This is a genomic window from Phenylobacterium sp., from assembly GCF_020402505.1.
GTDB lineage: Bacteria > Pseudomonadota > Alphaproteobacteria > Caulobacterales > Caulobacteraceae > Phenylobacterium.
This window is the reverse complement of the sequence record NZ_JADBZL010000171.1, coordinates 1-19,102: the sequence shown is the minus strand read 5'-3', so window position 1 is coordinate 19,102 and position 19,102 is coordinate 1. Positions and strand designations below refer to the sequence as shown.

15 protein-coding genes are annotated in these 19,102 nt (G+C 69.6%); 9 read left to right on the top strand and 6 right to left on the bottom strand.

The window, feature by feature from the left end; translation table 11 throughout:
- Window positions 1-392, top strand: a 392-nt coding sequence (locus tag IM632_RS11870; RefSeq protein ID WP_296552379.1) for a hypothetical protein, incomplete at its 5' end; no start/stop codon positions are given.
- On the opposite strand, the gene IM632_RS11865 is transcribed toward IM632_RS11870, so the two are convergent.
- Both IM632_RS11865 and IM632_RS11860 read right to left on the bottom strand, forming a co-directional pair.
- Complete coding sequence (locus IM632_RS11865) at window positions 376-1,578, bottom strand: glycosyltransferase family 4 protein (RefSeq protein ID WP_293516300.1); 1,203 nt, start codon at window positions 1,576-1,578, stop codon at window positions 376-378. The genes IM632_RS11870 and IM632_RS11865 overlap by 17 nt on opposite strands.
- A 16-nt stretch (window positions 1,579-1,594) precedes the next feature.
- Window positions 1,595-3,883, bottom strand: coding sequence for a tetratricopeptide repeat protein (locus tag IM632_RS11860; RefSeq protein WP_296552377.1), 2,289 nt, complete (start codon window positions 3,881-3,883; stop codon window positions 1,595-1,597).
- A gap of 209 nt (window positions 3,884-4,092) precedes the next feature.
- Here IM632_RS11860 and IM632_RS11855 point away from each other — a divergent pair, with 209 nt between their 5' ends.
- The 7 genes from IM632_RS11855 to purD all read left to right on the top strand — a co-directional run bounded on the left by IM632_RS11855 (window position 4,093) and on the right by purD (window position 11,861).
- Window positions 4,093-5,478: an ATP-binding protein gene (locus tag IM632_RS11855; protein WP_296518859.1), complete on the top strand. Its 1,386-nt coding sequence runs from the start codon at window positions 4,093-4,095 to the stop codon at window positions 5,476-5,478.
- A gap of 99 nt (window positions 5,479-5,577) precedes the next feature.
- Window positions 5,578-7,020, top strand: coding sequence for a phosphate ABC transporter permease subunit PstC (gene pstC / locus IM632_RS11850; RefSeq protein WP_296480176.1), 1,443 nt, complete (start codon window positions 5,578-5,580; stop codon window positions 7,018-7,020).
- Window positions 7,013-8,299: a phosphate ABC transporter permease PstA gene (gene pstA, locus IM632_RS11845; RefSeq protein ID WP_296480174.1), complete on the top strand. Its 1,287-nt coding sequence runs from the start codon at window positions 7,013-7,015 to the stop codon at window positions 8,297-8,299. The genes pstC and pstA overlap by 8 nt, the downstream gene beginning before the upstream one ends.
- Before the next feature lie 4 nt (window positions 8,300-8,303).
- The gene (gene pstB / locus IM632_RS11840; protein WP_296552376.1) at window positions 8,304-9,125 is read left to right on the top strand and encodes a phosphate ABC transporter ATP-binding protein PstB; all 822 of its coding nucleotides are present in this window, start codon (window positions 8,304-8,306) and stop codon (window positions 9,123-9,125) included.
- 10 nt (window positions 9,126-9,135) lie between these two features.
- The gene (gene phoU / locus IM632_RS11835) at window positions 9,136-9,831 is read left to right on the top strand and encodes a phosphate signaling complex protein PhoU (protein WP_293513791.1); all 696 of its coding nucleotides are present in this window, start codon (window positions 9,136-9,138) and stop codon (window positions 9,829-9,831) included.
- 10 nt (window positions 9,832-9,841) lie between these two features.
- Window positions 9,842-10,537 carry a phosphate regulon transcriptional regulator PhoB gene (gene phoB, locus IM632_RS11830; protein ID WP_296480180.1) on the top strand — a complete coding sequence of 232 codons (696 nt, stop codon included), beginning with the start codon at window positions 9,842-9,844 and terminating at the stop codon, window positions 10,535-10,537.
- 46 nt (window positions 10,538-10,583) lie between these two features.
- The gene (gene purD / locus IM632_RS11825; protein ID WP_296480171.1) at window positions 10,584-11,861 is read left to right on the top strand and encodes a phosphoribosylamine--glycine ligase; all 1,278 of its coding nucleotides are present in this window, start codon (window positions 10,584-10,586) and stop codon (window positions 11,859-11,861) included.
- Window positions 11,862-12,044: 183 nt separating this feature from the next.
- Here the strand turns inward: purD and IM632_RS11820 are convergent, their stop codons facing one another.
- A complete protein-coding gene (locus IM632_RS11820) occupies window positions 12,045-15,071 on the bottom strand; it encodes a calcium-binding protein (protein ID WP_296480168.1) in 3,027 nt (1,008 codons plus the stop codon).
- Window positions 15,072-15,234: 163 nt separating this feature from the next.
- Here IM632_RS11820 and IM632_RS11815 point away from each other — a divergent pair, with 163 nt between their 5' ends.
- On the top strand, window positions 15,235-16,302 hold the full coding sequence (locus IM632_RS11815) for a phosphotransferase (protein WP_296480166.1): 1,068 nt from the start codon (window positions 15,235-15,237) through the stop codon (window positions 16,300-16,302).
- On the opposite strand, the gene lpxK is transcribed toward IM632_RS11815, so the two are convergent.
- The 3 genes from lpxK to IM632_RS11800 form a co-directional block, all read right to left on the bottom strand.
- On the bottom strand, window positions 16,303-17,328 hold the full coding sequence (gene lpxK / locus IM632_RS11810) for a tetraacyldisaccharide 4'-kinase (protein ID WP_296480163.1): 1,026 nt from the start codon (window positions 17,326-17,328) through the stop codon (window positions 16,303-16,305).
- The gene (locus IM632_RS11805; protein ID WP_296480161.1) at window positions 17,325-18,578 is read right to left on the bottom strand and encodes a glycosyltransferase N-terminal domain-containing protein; all 1,254 of its coding nucleotides are present in this window, start codon (window positions 18,576-18,578) and stop codon (window positions 17,325-17,327) included. Before IM632_RS11805 ends, lpxK begins: the two co-directional genes overlap by 4 nt.
- A partial coding sequence (locus tag IM632_RS11800; protein ID WP_296552375.1) for a cation diffusion facilitator family transporter occupies window positions 18,575-19,102 on the bottom strand: 528 nt, incomplete at its 5' end. The genes IM632_RS11800 and IM632_RS11805, both read right to left, overlap by 4 nt.

The window sequence follows — 19,102 nt, the reverse complement described above, 5'->3', positions numbered from 1 at the left end:
TCCAGGCCTGGTTCCGGGGTGAGCCCGGCCGGGTGCTGACCCCGGCCTATGTCCGCGACAACCAGCCGGTCCCTCACCTCGCCGACGCCTACGTCCGGCTGGCGGGGCGGTTGCTGGAATCTGACAGGCCCGTGAAGCTGGACGCGCGCCCCTCGGGCCTGGTGGGGACCCAGGGCGACTTCGCCAAGCGCCTGGCTGCGGAGGCGGGCCCGCGCCTCGGCCTGGCCTGTGACCTTGTCCTGAACAACCAGGTCGACTTCCCCGAGCCGCGGGTGCGGGTGAATGATGAACCCTGCCTGCCGTCCGGCTGGAGGGGCGAGGCCTTCTTCGACGCGTATACGAACTATTATGCCCGGCTGGCGGCTGGGGGGCGGTTCAATGGCCCGGCTTGAGGGGTGCGATGTCGAGATGGTCCATGAGCCGGTCGATCTGCCGGGTCCAGGATAGATCCTCCATCAGCCGGGCGTGGGCGCGGGCGACTTCCCGGAAGGCGTCCCGTTTCTGATACACTGCTTCGAGACGCTCGATGATCTCCTCCACCGAGCTCTCGCCCCAGACATCGTAGTCGGGGTTGGAAGCGGCCTCGGGGACGGCAGACTGGTCGCCGAGGGCGAAGCCGATCTGCCGGTCCAGCAGGTCCATGTGCCCGGTGTTGGCCGAGAGTAGGGACGGTACCCCAAGGGCCAGGGTCTCCATAGCTACCAAATTGGTGCCGCCCTCACAGCGGTTGGGGAAGATCGCGACATCGCACTCGCGGATGACCGGCGGCAGGAGGGCGTTGGGAATCTCGGGCAGGGCGATGACGCTCCCGCCCGGGACGCCATTGAGGGAGAGCCAGCGGAGCACGTCGATCCGGCCCTCGCCGTCCAGCAATTCAGAGCCGTCGAACACCCGGGAGGCCATGATCTGGCGCACGCCCTCTGCCCGGGGCCACGCGTTGTGCCAAGAGGTCACGAGGACGGCGTCGTCATGCCGCTGGCGGAAGGCGCGGAAGGCGGCGGCGACAAGGTCCTGGCCCTTGCGATACTCGATCTTTCCGCCGGAGTAGATGGCGAAGCGGTCGCCCAGAAGCCCTCTTCGGGGCGCCGGGAAGAAGCGGGAGGCGTCGACGCCCTGCACGATGTCGACGACGTTGCAGACCCCGAGGCCCCGAAGATAGGCGCCGTTCCAGGCGGACCCCGCAATGACGCTATCGAACCCATTGAGCTGGGAGATAGCGTCTGGCGAAAAGGTTGTCCGCTCGAAGAAGATGCAGGCGTGGTTGGCGGTTCCCCGGGTGCGGGGCGAAAGCCGGCCGAACTGAAGCTCGGCATTGTTTCCGCGGGCGTGCAGGACTGGAAACTGGCAGACGATGGGTCCCTCGCCCTGTTTCTGGATCAGTTCGATCAGGCGCGGGCGGAAGTCCATGGCCGGTTTAAGGCGGACGGCCTCGAGGGCGTCCAGGGTCAGAGGGCCCGGCGACTCAAGCAGGGTCGGGAGGCGCCCGCGCCGGGTCAGTCCGAGGGCGAGCTGGGTCCCGTAGACGCCCCAACCGAAGGTCGATCCGATCTGCCAGGCGATTCCGACGTGCGGGTTCAAGGCATCTGCCCTGCGCTCACTTCCGCACCGGATCGGCCATGGCGCGCTCGACCATGGCGTACCAGTCGGTGGCGAAGCCCCGGGCGTCGCGCAGGGGGCTGGCGCCGAGGCGGTCGCGAAGGGTGCGGCGAAGCTCGCCGATGCGGGCGGGGTCGGCTGCAAGTCGGATGGCGATGTCGACATACTCGTCGGTGGTCTTGCCGACGAGGTCGCCCAGGCCCGCGTTGTTCAGTATCGAGTAGCTCATCCGTTCGAAGACGGCGTCGCCGACCCGGGCCACCACGGGAACGCCCATCCAGAGGGACTCGCAGGTGGTGGTGCCGCCGGTCTGGGGGAAGGTGTCCAGCGAGATGTCCATCTGGTTGTAGAAGGGCAGGTGCCGGCCGCGGACCGTCTCGAAGACCACCCGGTCGGCGGACACGCCCTGGCTTGCGAAGACGGCCCGGATGTTGGTCGTGAAGGTCGGGGTGGTCCCTTCCGGCCGGACAAACATGAACTTCGAGCCCGGCGTGCCCGCGACAGCCCGCGCCCAGGCCGTGACGGTCTCGCGCGTGTACTTGTAGGGGTTGTTGGCGGTGCCGAAGGTGACATAGCCGTTGCGCTCCACCGGGGCGACGGGGTCCACCGTCGGCTGCTCGCGGAAGGCGCGCTCGCCCATGGCGTACCAGGTGTGGGCCAATAGCAGGGGCTTTTCGATCACCAGCCGCGGGTCCGGCGGATTCATCCAGGGGTCGAGGACCAGGTAGTCGATGGTCTCGGGACCTGCGGAGTGAGGATAGCCCACCCAGCTGGCCTGCCGGGGTGCGGGCCGGTAGGACATGACCGAGAGCTTGTTCATGTGGGTTGTGGCGCCCAGCTCGAACAGCATGTCGAGATTGTCATCGGCGATGAGCTGGGCGGCCTCGCGGTCGGTGATGTCCTTGTGCCAGCGGAAGCCGTCGACCCACTGGGTGATCTGCTTCTGGGTGGGGTCCTCCTCGCCCTGGTACCAGGAGTAGCAGAAGACCTCGAACCGGCTGCGGTCGTAGTGCTCGAAGAGGGGGATGGCGAAGTAGGCCACCGGATGCCCGCGCAGGTCCGAGGACATGTAGCCCACCCGGATCTTGCCGCCGGGCGGGCGCGGCGCCGGGTGGGTGATGGGTCGCCGGGCGGCGGCGGCGTCGGCCAGCCGACCCCAGATGCGGTGCTGTTCGACCAGTTCCAGCCGGTCCTCCGCCGTACGGACGCGCGCCAGGTGAGCCATCAACGCCGTGTGCCGGCCAGCATCGGCCCAGGTGCGGCCGACCTTGGAGAAGGAGCCGAGGGCCTCCAGCCGGTCATAGTCGGCGACGCGGACCAGCAGCTCGTAGATGACCTTCAGGTTGCCGGGGGTCAGTTCAGCCTGGTCCAGAACCTCCACCATGGTGCGATAGGCGACCTCAAGATTGCCGCCCTCGTCGCCGGTCCGGTCGCGCCCCAGGCTCTCGGCGTAGGTGATCCGGTAATCGACATTCTCTGGGGCGAGCTGGATGGCCCGGCGGAAGTGTTCGTTGGCCCGGGGCCGGTCGTAGTCGGTCAGAGCGCCACCCAGCTGGAAGTGAAGCCAGGCGGCGTCTGGGGTGACCTTCAGCATGTCCAGCATCTGCTGCTCGGCCTCGCGCATACGCCCCGAACGGCGCAGCATGGAGAGCCGGGCCTCCTGAAGCCGGGCGTCGCCTGGACAAGCCTTGAGCCCCCGGTCCAGGGCCTCGAGGCCTTCGACGGGGCCGCGGGAGTCGGAGTTGACCGCGGACAGGTCCAGCCAGGCGTCGACCATGTCGGCCTTCATCCGGGTGGCGAGGTTGAGGCGCTGGAGGGCCTTGTCGAAATCCTTTGCGAACCAGTGGGCGCGCCCCAGCTGCCGCTGGAGCTCGGCGTTGGAGGGCGCCGACCGGACGAGCTGCGAGAAGACCCTGATGGCGCGGGCGTCCTTGGCGTCGTTGAAAACATTTCCGAGGTTCTGCTGGATGGAGTCGCTGCGGGGGTTCAGCCTCAAGGCCTTCTCGAGGGCGTCCACCGCTTCGGGGTATCGCTTGAGCCGGCGCAGGGCGACGCCGAGGATGTTCCAGAGCTCCGGATCGCGGGGATGTCGCTCCACCGCGCGCCGTCCCACGGTCTCGGCCATGGCGTAATCGCGGTCGCGGATCAGGATGGCGCCCAGGTTGCGGTAGACCCCCGCCGGAGCGTCCGGGTCCGCCTCCAGCTGCTCGGCCGTCAGGCGCTTGCCCTCGTCGCGCCGTCCGGCCTGGAACGCGGCTTCGGCTTCGGCGAATCGATTGAGGGACATAGGGGCTCCGGGGAGATCATCACCGACACGACGGCGGAGGCGCAATCTAGGGCCTGGCGACCGTCGGGACAATCGCCAGGGTGATGGAAGCCGCACCGGCGCCGTCCCAACGGCGAGACCGGTGGATATCCCGCCCCTGTCATCAAACTGTCACTCAAGCGTCATACTTGGCGCGCCTCATGGGCGCCGCGCCCGAGTGGGAACCCGACTTGCCTCAGCCTGAAACCCGCACGGAGCTTGCCGGCGCCGCCCTCGCCCTTGGCGTCGCCTCGGCCGTGATGGCTGTCGCGGGCGTGTGGGCCTGGGCGGGCCGGGGGGCGATAGAGATCGCCGCCCTTCTCCTCGCCGGGGCGGCGGCGGCGGCGATCGCGGCGCGGCGGCTCCGTCCCTCCGGAGTCCGCCCTTCCACAGAGGCGACGGAACAGAGGGTGCGCGAAGCCGTCGAGCGGGTCGAGGCCCGCTTCACCGCCCTTCTGGACGCGGCTCCCGATCCCCTCCTGGTCGTCTCCGCCCGGGAGCCCGACGACCTGAGCAGCCTGAGGATCGAGCGGGCCAACGCCGCGGCCTGCAGCCTGTTCCGCATCTCCGCGCCGCCCATGCTTCTGGTCTCGGTGCTGCGCGATCCCGAGGTGCTCTCGGCCGTCGACGAGGCCTTGTTCGGCGGCGTTGAGGCTAGGTGCGCCTTCACCTCGGGCGCCTCCCAGGAGCGCAGCTTCCAGACGCTGGTTCGGCCCCTGGCCCTGGAGGAGGACCAGCTTCGGCGCGCGGTCCTCCTGTTCCGCGACGAGACCGACATGCGGCGGGCCGAGCGCACCCGGGCGGACTTCCTCGCCAACGCCAGCCACGAGTTGCGTACGCCCCTGGCGTCCCTGTCCGGCTTCATCGAAACCCTGAAGGGACACGCCCGGGACGACCGGCAGGCCCAAGACCGGTTCCTGGGGATCATGCAGAACCAGGCGGACCGGATGGGCCGACTGATTGACGACCTCCTCTCCCTCAGCCGGATTGAGTTAAACGAGCACGTGGCGCCCCAGAGCGAAACCGACCTGGTGCTGGCGGCCGCAGACGTGGTGGATGCCCTCGCACCCCAGGCGGCGCGCCGGGGGGTGCGGATCGAAGCCGATCTCCCTGCCCCGGGATCGGTCCTGGTCCGCGGCGACCGGGACCAGCTGGTGCAGGTGATCCAGAACCTGACCGACAACGCCGTGAAGTACGCACCCGCTGAGGGTCGGGTCCGGCTGACGGTGCGCGCCAGCCTCGGTCGGGAGGCGGCCCAGACGCCCGTCCTGGAGGACGCCGCCCGCCTGACCCTGGTGGCCCCGGACGCCCCCGGCGCCCGATACGCCATGATCCGGGTGCAGGATGAAGGCCCGGGTCTCGTCCGGGAGCACCTGCCCCGCCTGGCGGAACGGTTCTATCGCGTCGAGGGGCAGAAGAGCGGCGAGCGTCCCGGGACGGGCCTGGGGCTCTCGATCGTCAAGCACATCGTCAACCGGCACCAGGGCGTTCTGGCCGTGGAGAGCGCCCCCGGCCGCGGAACGGTCTTCACAGTTCTCGTGCCGGAGAGACTCCCCGTAATGGAAGTGTCGCAGTAATGACCTACGGCATGACGAGGCGAGTCCGCTCCCCTGCCTTCCCCGAAGGCTCCCGGCGGCCCTGCACCAGGCCCGAAGGGAGCTGGAAGTGACCCATCGATGCTGACCTTTGTCGCGCTTCTGGTCCTGATGGCCTTCTCGGGCGCCGTCTACTGGGCGGCGCGCCGGCGCGCGGGGGTCATCGCCCGCGGATCGAGCACGCCCATCAACTCCCGCCCCGGTCACCACGGCGCCTACGCCGCCGTCTGGACAGCCGCCCCCGCCGCCCTGGTCCTGATCCTGGTGGGGTTTTTCGGAGACCGGGTGGAGGAGTCCCTCGTCGAGGCGCGGCTTCCGGCGGTCGTGCGCGCAATGGACGCCGCCGAGCAGCAGATCTTCCGGGATGACGCCATCTCCCTGGCCCGGGGCCAGGCGAGAAGCGAGACACTCTACGCGCCGGAGGTGCAGGCGGCTCTGGAGGCGTCCGCCGCCGAGGTGAAGGTGCTGGAGGGCCGCCTGCACCTCTTCAGCCTGGCCGCCGCGGCCGCCCTGGCCCTCGCCGGAGCCGTCTGGGGACTGAGCCGGATCCGGGCGGCCTTCCGGGCCCGGGAGGGGGTCGAGCGGTGGATCAAGGGCCTGCTGCTGGCCTGTTCGGTGACCGCGGTCTTCACGACGGTGGGGATCGTGGCCTCGCTCGTCTGGGAGAGCTGGCGGTTCTTCCAGGCGGTTCCGCTTCACGCCTTCCTGTTCGGTCTGGAGTGGGATCCGCAGAGCGCCATGTACGCCGACCAGGTGGTGTCGGAAGGCGCCTTCGGGGCCATCCCCCTGTTCGCCGGCACCTTCCTCATCATGCTGATCGCCATGCTGGTGGCCGCTCCCGTGGGCCTGTTCGCGGCCATCTACCTGTCGGAGTACGCCTCCCCCCGCACCCGCGGCCTGGTCAAGCCCCTTCTGGAGGTGCTCGCAGGGGTGCCGACCGTGGTCTACGGCTTCTTCGCCGCCCTGACCGTCGGGCCCCTGTTCCGGGCGGGTTTCAACGCCATCGGCGCCCAGTTGGTCGGTGGCCCGTTCAACGACCTGGGTCTCTATCTGGGTGAGGTCCAGAACCAGATGGCCCTGGTCGCAGGCGCGGTGATGGGGGTCATGCTCATCCCCTTTGTCTCCTCCCTGTCGGACGATATCATCAACGCCGTGCCCCAGTCCCTGCGGGATGGCAGCCTGGCCATGGGCGCCACCCGGTCCGAGACGGTCAAGAAGGTGGTGCTGCCCGCGGCCCTGCCCGGGGTCATGGCCGCCATGCTGCTGGCCGTCTCCCGGGCGGTGGGCGAGACCATGATCGTGACCATGGCCGCCGGCCTGCAGGCGCGCACGACCCTGAATCCCCTCGAGACGGTGACCACCGTGACGGTCCAGATCGTCACCCTGCTGACCGGTGACCAGGAGTTCGACAGTCCCCGGACCCTCTCGGCCTTCGGCCTGGGGCTGACTCTCTTCGTCGTCACCCTGGCGCTGAACGTGGTCGCCCTGCGGATCGTGCAGAAATATCGGGAACAGTATGACTGAGATCCGCCCAGCCTCAGACGAGCTGAGGGCCGCCGTGGCCCGGCGGCTGAAGGCGCGCAACGCGGCCGAGCGCAGGTTCCAGCTCTATGGCCGTATCGCCATCGCCGTTGCTCTCGGCTTCCTCCTGCTGCTGCTGGGCCGCATTGTCCAGCAAGGCTGGTCGACCTTCGTCGACTATCGCCTGACCGCGCAGGTCTATGTGGACCCCGCGCGGATTGATCCCGCCGATCCCGGCGGCGCCAACTATGACCTTATGATCGCCGAACAGCTGCTCAAGCGGATCGGAGTCGCCGACGACGAGTACGGCGCGCGAAGCGACGCCATGAAGGCGCTGTTGTCCGGGGATCTAGGCTTCCAGGTCCTGGACCGGGTCAAGGCGGACCCTTCCGTGATCGGCAAGACCCTCACCCTCTCGGCGCCCCTCAAGGCGGACGCCGGCCTCTACTTCAAGGGACAGATCACCCGGGCGACACCGGAAGACGAGCGGCCGCTGACGAGCGAGCAGCTGGACTGGCTGGACCGGCTGAACGCCGGAGGTCTGGTGAAATCCGAATTCAACACCACCTTCCTGACCCGGTCCGATTCCACCGAACCGGAACAGGCCGGCGTCCTGGGCGCCGTGGTCGGATCGGCCCTGATGCTGTTGCTGACCGCCGCCCTGGCCATTCCCATCGGCGTTCTGGCGGCTACCTACCTCGAGGAGTTCGCCCCTAAGAACCGGTGGACCGACATGGTCGAGGTCAACATCAACAACCTCGCGGCGGTGCCCTCAATCGTCTATGGCCTGCTGGGGCTGGCGGTGTTCATCAACTGGATGAACGTGCCCAGATCCTCGCCCCTGGTCGGCGGGCTGGTCCTGGCCCTGATGTCCCTGCCGACGGTGATCATCGCCACCCGGTCTGCGCTGAGGGCGGTTCCTCCGTCGATCCGCGAGGCGGCCCTGGCCCTCGGCGCCTCCCGGACCCAGACCGTCTTCCACCATGTCCTGCCCCTGGCTCTGCCCGGGGTGATGACCGGGGCCATCCTGTCTCTCGCCCACGCCCTGGGGGAGACCGCGCCGCTGCTGATGGTGGGCATGGTCTCCTTCGTGCCGGGGGTCCCCGACGCCCTGACCTCGGCCAGTACGGTCCTTCCGGTCCAGATCTTCATCTGGGAGAACGCCTCCGAGCGCGCCTTCCAGGAACGCACGGCCGCCGCCATCATGGTGCTGCTGGCCTTCATGATCATTATGAATCTCGCCGCCGTCCTGCTGAGGCGCCGGTTCGAACGCCGCTGGTGACAAGATGACAGACGCCCAGGTCTCGCCCCCCCGCCTGACGCCTTCCGCCGCCGCCGCCCCGGCCGACGGTGCGCCGCGCATTTCCGCCAGTGCGATTAATGTCTTCTACGGGGACAAGCAGGCCCTCTTCGACATCGACCTCGACGTGCCGGACCGTGCCGTCACCGCCCTGATCGGCCCGTCCGGCTGCGGCAAGTCCACCTTCCTGCGCTGCATCAACCGCATGAACGACACCATCCCGGGCGCCCGGGTCGAGGGTCGCATCCTTCTGGATGGTGAGGACGTGAATGACCGGAGCCTGGACCCGGTGTTGCTGCGGGCGCGGGTCGGCATGGTGTTCCAGAAACCCAACCCCTTTCCCAAGAGCATCTTAGAGAATGTGGCCTACGGGCCGAGAATCCACGGGATCGCCACCTCCCGCTCCGAGCTGGAGGGCGTGGTCGAGCAGGCCCTGAAGCGGGCCGGGCTTTGGAAGGAGGTCTCCGACCGCCTGGATCAGCCGGGAACCGGCCTGTCCGGCGGCCAGCAGCAGCGTCTGGTGATCGCCCGCGCCATCGCCATCAACCCTGAGGTCATTCTCATGGACGAGCCCTGCTCGGCCCTGGACCCCATCGCCACGGCGCGGATCGAGGAGCTGATCGACGAGCTCCGGGCCCAGTACTGCATCATCATCGTCACCCACTCGATGGCCCAGGCCGCCCGGGTTTCCCAGCGGACCGCCTTCTTCCACATGGGCCGGCTGGTCGAGGCCGGGCCGACGGGCGACATCTTCACGCGTCCCGGGGACTCACGGACCCAGGACTACATCACCGGCCGGTTCGGCTGAGGGCGGTCCCATGAATGAGCATATCGTCAAGTCCTACGAAGACGAGCTGAACGCCCTGGGGGCCGCTTGCGCCCGCCTGGGGGGGCTGGCCGAGGCCCAGCTGGGCGACGCGGTCGACGCCATCGTGCGGCGCGACCCGGCCCTGGCCACCAAGGTCCTCCAGCAGGACGACAGGCTGGACGAGATTGAGGCCGACGTGGAGCAGAAGGCCATCCGGCTGATCGCCCTGCGCCAGCCCATGGCCAACGACCTGCGCAAGACCATGGCGGCGATGAAGATCGCCTCCAACCTCGAGCGGTGCGGCGACCTGGCCAAGAACATCGCCAAGCGCACCCTCGTCCTGTCCGAGATCGAGCCCATGCCGGCCTTGAACCGCTCCATAGAGCGGATGGGGCGCCTGGTGGAGACCCGGCTGAAGGAGGTCCTGGACGCCTACATCTCCAACGACGCCGAGCGGGCCATGGAGGTCTGGCGGCGCGACGAGGAGGTCGATGAACACTACAACAGCCTCTTCAGGGAACTGCTGACCTACATGATGGGCGATCCCCGGACGATCACCGCCTGCGCCCACCTTCTTTTCGTGGCCAAGAACCTCGAGCGGATCGGAGACCACGCCACCAACATCGCCGAGATCGTCCACTATGAGATCACCGGCGAGCAGGTCAGCTCTGCGGACCGACCGCGGGCTGACGATCTGAGGGCGTGATCCCATGTCCATGAATCCCCGGATTCTGGTGGTGGAGGATGACGACGCCCTCGGCACCCTGCTGCGCTACAATCTCGAGAGAGAGGGCTATGCGGTCGCCGTGGCTACGGATGGCGAGGAGGCCCTGATCCAGACCGAGGAGCATCTGCCGGATCTGGTGGTGCTGGACTGGATGCTTCCCAAGGTCTCCGGAATCGAGGTCTGCCGCCGCCTTCGCCAGCGGCCGCAGAGCCGCAACGTGCCCATCATCATGCTGACCGCCCGGGGCGAGGAGAGCGACCGCATCCGGGGACTGGATACCGGCGCGGATGATTATGTGGTGAAGCCGTTCGCCGTGACCGAGCTGGCGGCGCGCATCCGTGCGGTCCTGCGTCGGCTCAGACCCGGCCTCGCCGAGGACACCGTCGTCCGCGGTCCCCTGGCCCTGGACCGCTCCGCCCACCGGGTCACCCGGGATGGCGAGGATATCCACCTGGGACCCACCGAGTTCCGTCTTCTTGACTTCTTCATGCAGAACCCGGGCCGGGTCTTCAGTCGGGAACAGCTGCTCGACGCCGTCTGGGGCTCGGACGTCTATGTCGAGGCGCGAACCGTCGACGTCCACATCGGTCGGCTCCGCAAGGCCCTTTCTCGCGGTGCGCCCGGCTTCGATCCCATCCGGACCGTCCGGTCGGCGGGCTACGCGCTGGAGGTCGACCGCAAGTAGGCTCCGGCCGATTGACCTCGCGGCCCGGTCGCGCCAAAGGCGGGCGATGAACATTCTTCTCGTCGGATCGGGCGGGCGTGAGCACGCCCTGGCCTGGAAGATCGCCGCCTCCCCTCTGACCGGCCGCCTCGTCATGGCGCCAGGCAATCCCGGGATGGCGGCCCTGGGCGAGCTGTCACCGGTGAAGCCCACCGAGGTCGAGGCCCTGGTCGCCCTGGCGCGGGAGATGACCGCCGACCTCGTGGTGATCGGTCCTGAGGCCTCAGTGGAGGCCGGTCTCGCGGACGCCCTCGCCGTCGCCGGCATCCCCTGCTTTGGTCCCATCGCCGCCGCCGGGCGACTGGAAAGCTCAAAGGCCTTCACCAAGGCCTTCTGCGACCGCCACGGCCTTCCCACCGCCGCCTGGGTGGTGTGCGAGGACGGCGCCTCGGCGCGGGCGGCCCTTGACGGGTTCTCTGCTCCCTACGTGGTCAAGGCCGACGGACTCGCCGCAGGAAAGGGCGTCACCGTGGCCCCCGATCGGGCGACGGCGGAGGCGGCGATCGACGACGCCCTGGGGGGGCGGTTCGGCGCCGCGGGCGCCCGGGTGGTCATCGAGGCGTTCCTGGAGGGCGAGATCGGCTCGCTCTTCGTGCTGTCGGACGGCCAGACGGTCCGGTTCTTCGGCGCGGCGCAGGACCACAAGCGGGCCTTCGACGGCGAGCGGGGCCCGAACACCGGCGGCATGGGAACCTATTCGCCCGCGCCGGTCTTCACCGAGGCCCTGATCGAGCAAGTGATGACCCAGCTGGCCGTACCTGCCCTGGAGGGTATCGCCGCCGAGGGTGCGCCCTACCGGGGCGCCCTGTTCGTGGAACTGATGGCCACGGCGGACGGGCCCCGCCTTGTGGAATTCAACGCCCGCTTCGGGGATCCGGAGTGCCAGGTGCTGATGCTGCGCCTTGCGAGCGACCTCGTCCCCTATCTCGTCGCCTGCGCAAACGGGACCCTGGCGGACCTGCCGGCGCCGGAGTGGCGGGACGAGGTGGCGATCTGCGTGGTCATGGCCGCGGAGGGGTACCCGGACGCCCCGCGCACAGGGTCGGCGATCCTGGGCGCCGAGCAGGATTTTGGACCTGACGTGGCGGTCTTCCACGCCGGGACCACGCGGGACGCTGACGGGGTTCTGAGGGCCGCCGGCGGGCGCGTCCTGAACATCTGCGCCCGGGGGCCGGACCTTGAGACGGCGCGCGCCCGCGCCTACGCCGCCATCGCCCGGATCGACTGGCCCGAGAGCTTCCACCGCTCCGACATCGGCTGGCGCGCCCTGACTCCCCGAAGCTGAGGCTCAGCAGGTGACGTGCAGCACGTCAGTCTGACCACCGCATCGATCGCGTTGTCGGCCTCGGCGCCTGCGAACCACCTGGCCAGGCCGGCCGCCGGGGGAATTCCCGCTCGCGAGGCGACGCCGCGGAACGCACGGCCCGTCCTGTCCCGCAGCTTCGCTCTGAAGCTCTGAGCGCGGGGATCAGACGACGATGTCGCCGGCGGCGATCTCGGTATTGTCAATCCCGGTGAGGACGATCACCTCGTCCGCCACCCCATCGGAGTTGGTGTCGATAAACAGATAGCCGTTCGTCGCGTCGAACTCGAAGGCGTAAAGCCGGGCCTCGGATGAGGTCCCGTTCAGGGTGGCGAGAGAGGTGTTGGCGGCGGTCAGGGCGGCGCTGAAGTTCGCCGCCGCCGCGCCAGCCTCGACATAGTTCCCGGTGCCCGCAGTGGGATTCCCGGCCAGACCGAGCCGGAGCACGTCGACCCCACTGGCGAAATCGCCAATCACGTCCGCGGTCGGCATCGTGATCCCGGAGGCGCCCGTCGCAAAGACAAAGGCATCCGCTCCGGCCCCGCCGCTCAGGGTGTCGGCCCCGGCGCCGCCAACGAGGGTGTCGTCTCCGGCGAGACCCGAGATTGAATCCCCCCCATTCAAGCCGGAGATGTTCTCATTCCCGCCTGCGCCCACAAGGTTCAGGGTCAGGCCGCTATAGCCCAGGTTTGGCGCGGTGTAGGACGTGCCTGAGGCGACATTGACCACCAGGCTTGCGCCGCCGGAACCGCTCGCGGAGCCAAAGTTCGCCAACTGGCTGGTGCTCAGCGTCGCCGTAGACGCCACCACAACAAGGTTCTCCACCAGAGTGAAGTTGACCCCGGGGTCGAACGCCGTGGTCGCCGTCACCCGCACGGTATCGGTCCCGCCGCCGCCGTCCACTGTCTCCCCGGCCGCCGTGTCGGACGTACCGGCGTAGACGAAGGTGTCGTCGCCGCCCCCGCCGATGAGACTGTCAGCCCCGGCGCCGCCGGAGAGGGTGTCATTCCCCTGATCTCCGTTCAGGGTGTCGTTCCCGGCCAGGCCCGAGATCGAGTCCACCCCGACCCAGCCGGTGATGTTCTCATTCCCGCTCGCCCCGGCCAGGCTCGGCGTCAGGTTTGTAAAGCCCAGGTTCGGCAGGGTGTAAGTCGCCCCCGAGGCCACATTGATCACCAGGAAGGCGCTTCCCGCGGCGCTCGCCGAGCTGAAGGCCGCCATCTGGGTGTGGGTCAGGGTCGCCGTCGCCCCGGTGGCGATTTCCAGAACCTCGACAGTGGCGAAGGTGGCGCCGGGGTCGAAGACGGTCGTCGCGGTCACCCGCACTGTATCGGTCCCGGCGCCGCCGTCCACGGTCTCCCCGGCCGCTGAGTCCGATGTCCCGGCGAAGAGGATCAGGTCGTCGCCTGCGTCGGCGCTCAGATTGTCGCTTCCCGCGCCACCCGACAGGACGTCCGCCCCCCCGCCACCGGAGAGGGTTTCGACGCCCGCCCCGCCGGCGAGGGTATCGGCGCCCTCATCGCCGCTGAGGCTCGCGGCGCCGGCCCCGCCGGACAGGCTATCGCCATCGGCCCCGCCAATCAGCGTGTCCGCACCTCCCCCGGCGACGGCGGTGTCCGCCCCTGTGCCGCCTATGAAATAGTCGATTCCGCCGCCGCCGAGCAGGCTGTCGTTGCCCGCCCCGCCGTCCGACAGCACGGAGGCTCCGCCAACCGATCCGGTCAGGTCAAAGTCATCGTCGCCGTCACCGCCGATCAGGGTGGCGACCCCGGCGCTGGTCATCGCCTGGGCCAGGGTGTCGTTTCCGAGGCCTCCGTCGACGGAATCCACCCCGCCGCCGGCGCTCAGGCTGTCGTCGCCGCCGCCACCGAGCAGGCTGTCGGCGCCGGTGCCGGAAGTCAACGTATCCCCGCCCTCGCCCCCGAGGACGCTGTTGTCGCCGGCGGCCGCCAGGAGACTGTCAGCCCCGGTTTCGCCGATCAGGGTATCCGCGCCTGCGCCCGCAGAGGCCGTGTCGGCGCCATCGCCCAGTTGGATGACGTTGGCTCCGCCGCTGTCGCTGACGCTGTCGTCACCGCTGCCGGCGAGGATGTGGTCCGCCGCAGTTCCCGCCTGGATCCGGTCATTTCCGGCGCCGCCATCCAGGGAATCTGCTCCCCCGCCGCCAACCAGGGTGTCGGCGCCATCCGCGCCGATCAGGAAATCGCTCCCCGTGCCCGCGGTGACGGAATCATCTCCGAGGTCGCCGGTGAGATAGTTGGCGCCGTCGCCGCCGGCGATCGTGTCGTTCCCTTGTCCCCCGAGCAGGGTGTCGTCCCCCCCGAGCGCAGAGATGGCGTCATTGCCCAGGTTGCCGTGGACATAGTTCACGCCGGCGTCGGCGGTGATGCTGTCATCCCCCTGCCCGCCGAGCAGGGTGTCCGCCCCCGTTCCCCCGACCAGGGTGTCATTGCCCTGATTGCCGTTGAAGATGTCGGCCCCGCCCCCGCCCGTAATCAGGTCATTCCCGTCGCCGCCGAACAGCTGCTCGGCCGCGGTTCCCCCAAGCAGGGTATCATTGCCAAGATCCCCGGAGAGATAGTCGGACCCGCCGGCGCCGGACAGACTGTCATTACCCTGGCCGCCGAGCAGGGTGTCTGCGCTGGTCCCGCCCAGGAGAGTGTCACTCCCCAGATTGCCGTGTCCGTAGTTTTGCCCGTCGCCGAGCCCGAGGGTGTCATCTCCCTGGCCACCCAGAAGGGTATCGGAGCCGCTGCCGCCCGCCAGGCTGTCATTACCCTGGTTGCCCTGGAGATAATCATCGCCGGCCAGGCCAGCCAGGGTGTCCGCGCCGTCGCCGCCGTGCAGGGCGTCGGGCGTCGTCCCGCCCGAAACCGAGTCCGCGCCCTGGCTGCCGATGAACAGCCGGGATCCGTCGGGGAAGGTGATCTGTCCGGCGGAGGATCCCAAGCCGGCTATGCCTGGCGGGGTGGTGCCTGAGCCATTGAAAACGAGGGTTTTTCCACCGAAGGTGATGGTCACCGAGGGCGTCGATCCGACCTCTCCGGTGAAGAAGTTCGGCGGGATGTAGGGCACCAGGGTCAGGGTTACATCCCGGGCGGTGGCGCCGGGAGTCGAGAAGGTCAGGGTGTCTGTCGATACGAAGGCCGCCGCTTGCTCGGCGGTCATGCTCTCAAAGACATAGTTGGTCACAGCCGAATCCCTCAATGTCCAGGCTCACGAATCTCAAGTTCGTAAACTCGATAGGGTTAACAAATCACAGTCGCTGATCTCTGACGCGACCGTGCTTGCCGCGAGGCCCCGCCGTTGGCTAAGACATCGGTGCAAGACGACGGACCCGAGGGGAGCGATGGGCATGGCCATGACGCCGGAACAGGAGCGCGAGGTCGCCAACACGGGCACCAAGCCGGTCGCCGAGTCGCACCGCTTCAACGAAGCCTCGCTGGCCGCCTGGATGCAGGCCAATGTCGAGGGCTTTGAGGGGCCGCTGGAGGTCCGCCAGTTCAAGGGCGGACAGTCCAACCCGACCTACCAGCTGGTCACCCCGGGCAAGAAGTACGTCATGCGGCGCAAGCCGCCGGGCAAGCTGCTTCCGTCAGCCCACGCCGTCGACCGCGAGTACAAGGTCATAACCGCTCTTTACCCCACCGGCTTTCCCGTGGCCCGGACCTACGGCCTGTGCACCGACGAGTCGGTGATCGGCACCTGGTTCTACGTCATGGACATGGTCGAGGGCCGGATCCTCTGGGACCAGACCCTGCCCCAGTACGAACCCGCCGAGCGCCGGGCCATCTACATGGCCAAGATCAAGACCCTGGCCGACCTGCACAATACGGATGTCGACGCCGTCGGCCTGTCGGACTTCGGCAAGCCAGGCAACTACATGGGCCGGCAGGTGGACCGCTGGACCAAGCAGTACCGGGCCTCCGAGACGGTCAGGCTCGACACCATGGAGCGGCTGATGGAGTGGCTGCCCCGCACCCTGCCGCACCAGGACCGCAATACGGTCGTGCATGGCGACTACCGGCTGGACAATATGGTGCTGCACCCCACCGAGCCCCGGGTCATCGCCGTGCTGGACTGGGAGCTTTCGACCCTGGGCGATCCCATGGCCGACTTCACCTATTTCCTGATGCACTGGGTGAACGGGACCATCGCCGGGATCCCGGACCTGACGGCCCATGGCATCCCGACCGTCGAGGAGACGGTGGCAGAGTACTGCCGCCTGACGGGGCGGTCCGAGGTCCCGAACGTGGACTGGTTCTTCGCCTACAACCTCTTCCGCCTGGCCGGCATCTGCCAGGGCATTGTCGGCCGGGCCCGGGACGGCACCGCCAACAGCCCGCAGGCTGCGGCCATGGAAGAGCGGGTGCCCCAGCTCGCCTCCGCAGCCTGGCATTTCGCCCAGCGGGCCGGCGCCTGATCAGGCTTTGGGGCGGGGAAGTCGCTCGAACAGGGCGTCCACCTCGGCCGGGGAGTCGAAGACCGCCTCGACGGGCCAAGCTCTGACCTTTTCGCGCCATGCCGGGGGCAGGCGCACCCAGTCCTTCGAGGTCGTCACCAGACCCGCACCGTGCGCGCGCGCCAGGTCGTCCAGCGCTTTCAGCCGCGCCGGGGTCCAGGGCGCATGGTCGGGAAAGGCCGCGAAGTCGACCAGGTCGCAGCCTGCCGCCCTCAGGGCCCGCTCCACCTTCCAGGGCTTGCCGACGCCGGCGAAGCCGACCTGAGGACCCTCAGGCGGCGCCCCCTCGGGGATCAGCCGAGCCCGCAGGAGGGGCGGCCCGGAGAGGGCGGCGACAAGGTCGGGCTCCGGGGTCTCCAGGTCCGCCGGCAACAGAAGGATGACGGCGTCGGCGCGGGCCAGCCCTGCGGCGAGAGGCTCACGCAAGGGTCCGGCCGGGAAGACCCCGCCATCGCCCAGGGGCCATTCGCCGTCCCGGGTCTCTCCGTCGCTGACCACCAGGGACAAGGCCTTCCGAAGGGCCGGGTTCTGGTGGCCGTCGTCCAGGAGGATGACGTCCGCACCCTCCCGGGCGGCCGCCAGGGCCCCGGCGACCCGGTCGCGGGACACCCAGACGGCCACGCCGGGCAAGGCGGCCGCCAGCATCAGGGGCTCGTCGCCGACCTCGCCGGCGGCGTGGCGCGACGGATCCACCCGCGCGGGTCCCTCCAGGCTTCCGCCATAGCCCCGCGACAGGATGGCGGGGCGCCATTCCCTCCCGGAGAGACGGCGCGCGAGGGCGGCGACGACCGGGGTCTTGCCCGTGCCGCCAAGGGTGAGGTTGCCGACGCAGACGACCGGGACGCCGGGGTCGACGGGCCGTCCGCGGGCAATGCGACGGGCGGTCGTGGCCGCCCAAGCCCAGGACAGGGGCTTCAGCAGCAGGTGCAGGAGCGGCCCGGGGCGCCCCTCCCGCACATACCACCAGCGCGGCGTGGGCAGCTTCATTTCGAGGCCTCCCGCGCCGGCAGGAGGGGGGCGAGGTCCTCGAGGCCGTCGGCGAGGGTCTGCTCCTGCCGGGCGGCGTAGGCCAGGGCGGCCTCGCGCATCCGCCGCCGGAGGACCGGGTCGGCCAGGAGGCCGGCCAGCTTCCGCCTGAGGTCCGCCGCATCGCGTGCCGGAATCGCGCAGGCCTCGTCGAACATCTCGTCGTAGACGTCGGCCGCGTTCGCAATGTCGGGCCCGGTGATCACCGGGGCGCCCAGCCGCGCCGGCTCAAGGGGGTTGTGCCCGCCGATCCCGCCGGGGAAGCTGCCGCCCATCACCACGACGTCCGCCAGGCGGAAGAAGAGGCCCATCTCGCCCAGGGTGTCGGCGATCCATACCGGAGTCTCGGGGGCCGGGTCTTCGCCCAGCGCACGGCGGGGCGCCCTGAGGGCGGCGGCGATGCCCGCCCCCCGCTCCGGATGCCGGGGGGCGATGACCAGCAGGGCGCCCAGGCCCTCGGCGGCTTCTGCGATCAGGGCGTCCTCGCCCGGGTGTGTGCTGGCGGCGAGGACCACCGGGCGACCCGCTGCGAGCCCCTGGAGTCGCGCGAGTTCGGCGGGGTCGAAGATCAGGGGCGCGCCGGCCCGCTTGAGGTTCAGCTCGCGACCGCAGTCGGCGCCAAGCCCCCTGAGCCGGTCAGCGGTGGCCCGATCCTGGGGCAGGATCAGGTCGAACGCGGACAGGAGCCGGCGAGCGCTCGCGGGGGCCCGTCGCCAGGTCCGGGCCGTGCCCTCCGTGATCCGCGCCGAAGCCAGGACCAGGCGGGTCCCGCGCCGCCGGGCGGTCAGGATCAGGTTGGGCCAGAGCTCGCTCTCGGCGAAGACGCCGAGGTCCGGGCGCCAGTGGTCGAGGAAGCGGGCTGCGGCCCGGGGGCCGTCGATGGGGACGTACTGGTGGATGACCCCCGCAGGCAGGCGGCGGGCGAGGAGGTCGGCGGAGGTGCGCGTCCCGGAGGTGACGAGGAGTGCGAGGTCCGGCCGCCGGGCCCGGAGCCCCTCGACCATGGCGAGGAGGGAGACGGACTCCCCGACGCTGACCCCGTGGAGCCAGACCAGGGGGCCGTCAGGCCGAGGCTGGCCGGCGCGGCCAAGGCGCTCGCCGATCCGGGCAGGATCCTCGCGGCCCACCTTCGCCCGCCGCTTCAGGATAAAAGGGGCGAGGGGCTCGGCCACCCCGGTGGCGAGGCCGTAGAGGGCGAGGGGCAGGGTCACACCACCTCGTCGGGGGCGAGGTCGCAGTCCAGCTCCCCGGTCTCGACCTGGAGGGTGGCGTGGTCGATGCCGAAGGTCTCCGAGAGTCCCCGGGCGGTATCGGCGAGGAAGACGTCGGGCGACTCGCCCGAGGGACGGACCAGGTGGGCGGTCAGAGCGGTGCGGGTGGTGGACAGGGGCCAGACGTGCAGGTCATGCACCTCGCGGACCCCGGGGCGGGCGGCGAGCCAGGATCGGACCTGCGCCACGTCGATCCCCGGCGGTGCGGCGTCCATGGCCATGGCCGCGGACTCCCGGAGCAGGCCCCAGGCGCCGGACAGGATCACCGCCACGATGACCAGGCTCAGGGCCGGGTCCAGCCACTGCAATCCACCGGTCAGCAGCATCAGGCCCGCCGAGACGACCACCGCCGCCGAGACGGCCGCGTCGGCCACCATATGAAGGAAGGCGCCCCGGACATTGAGGTCGTGCTGCCCGCGCAGAAAGAGAAGGGCGGTCAGGGTGTTGATCACCACGCCGATGGC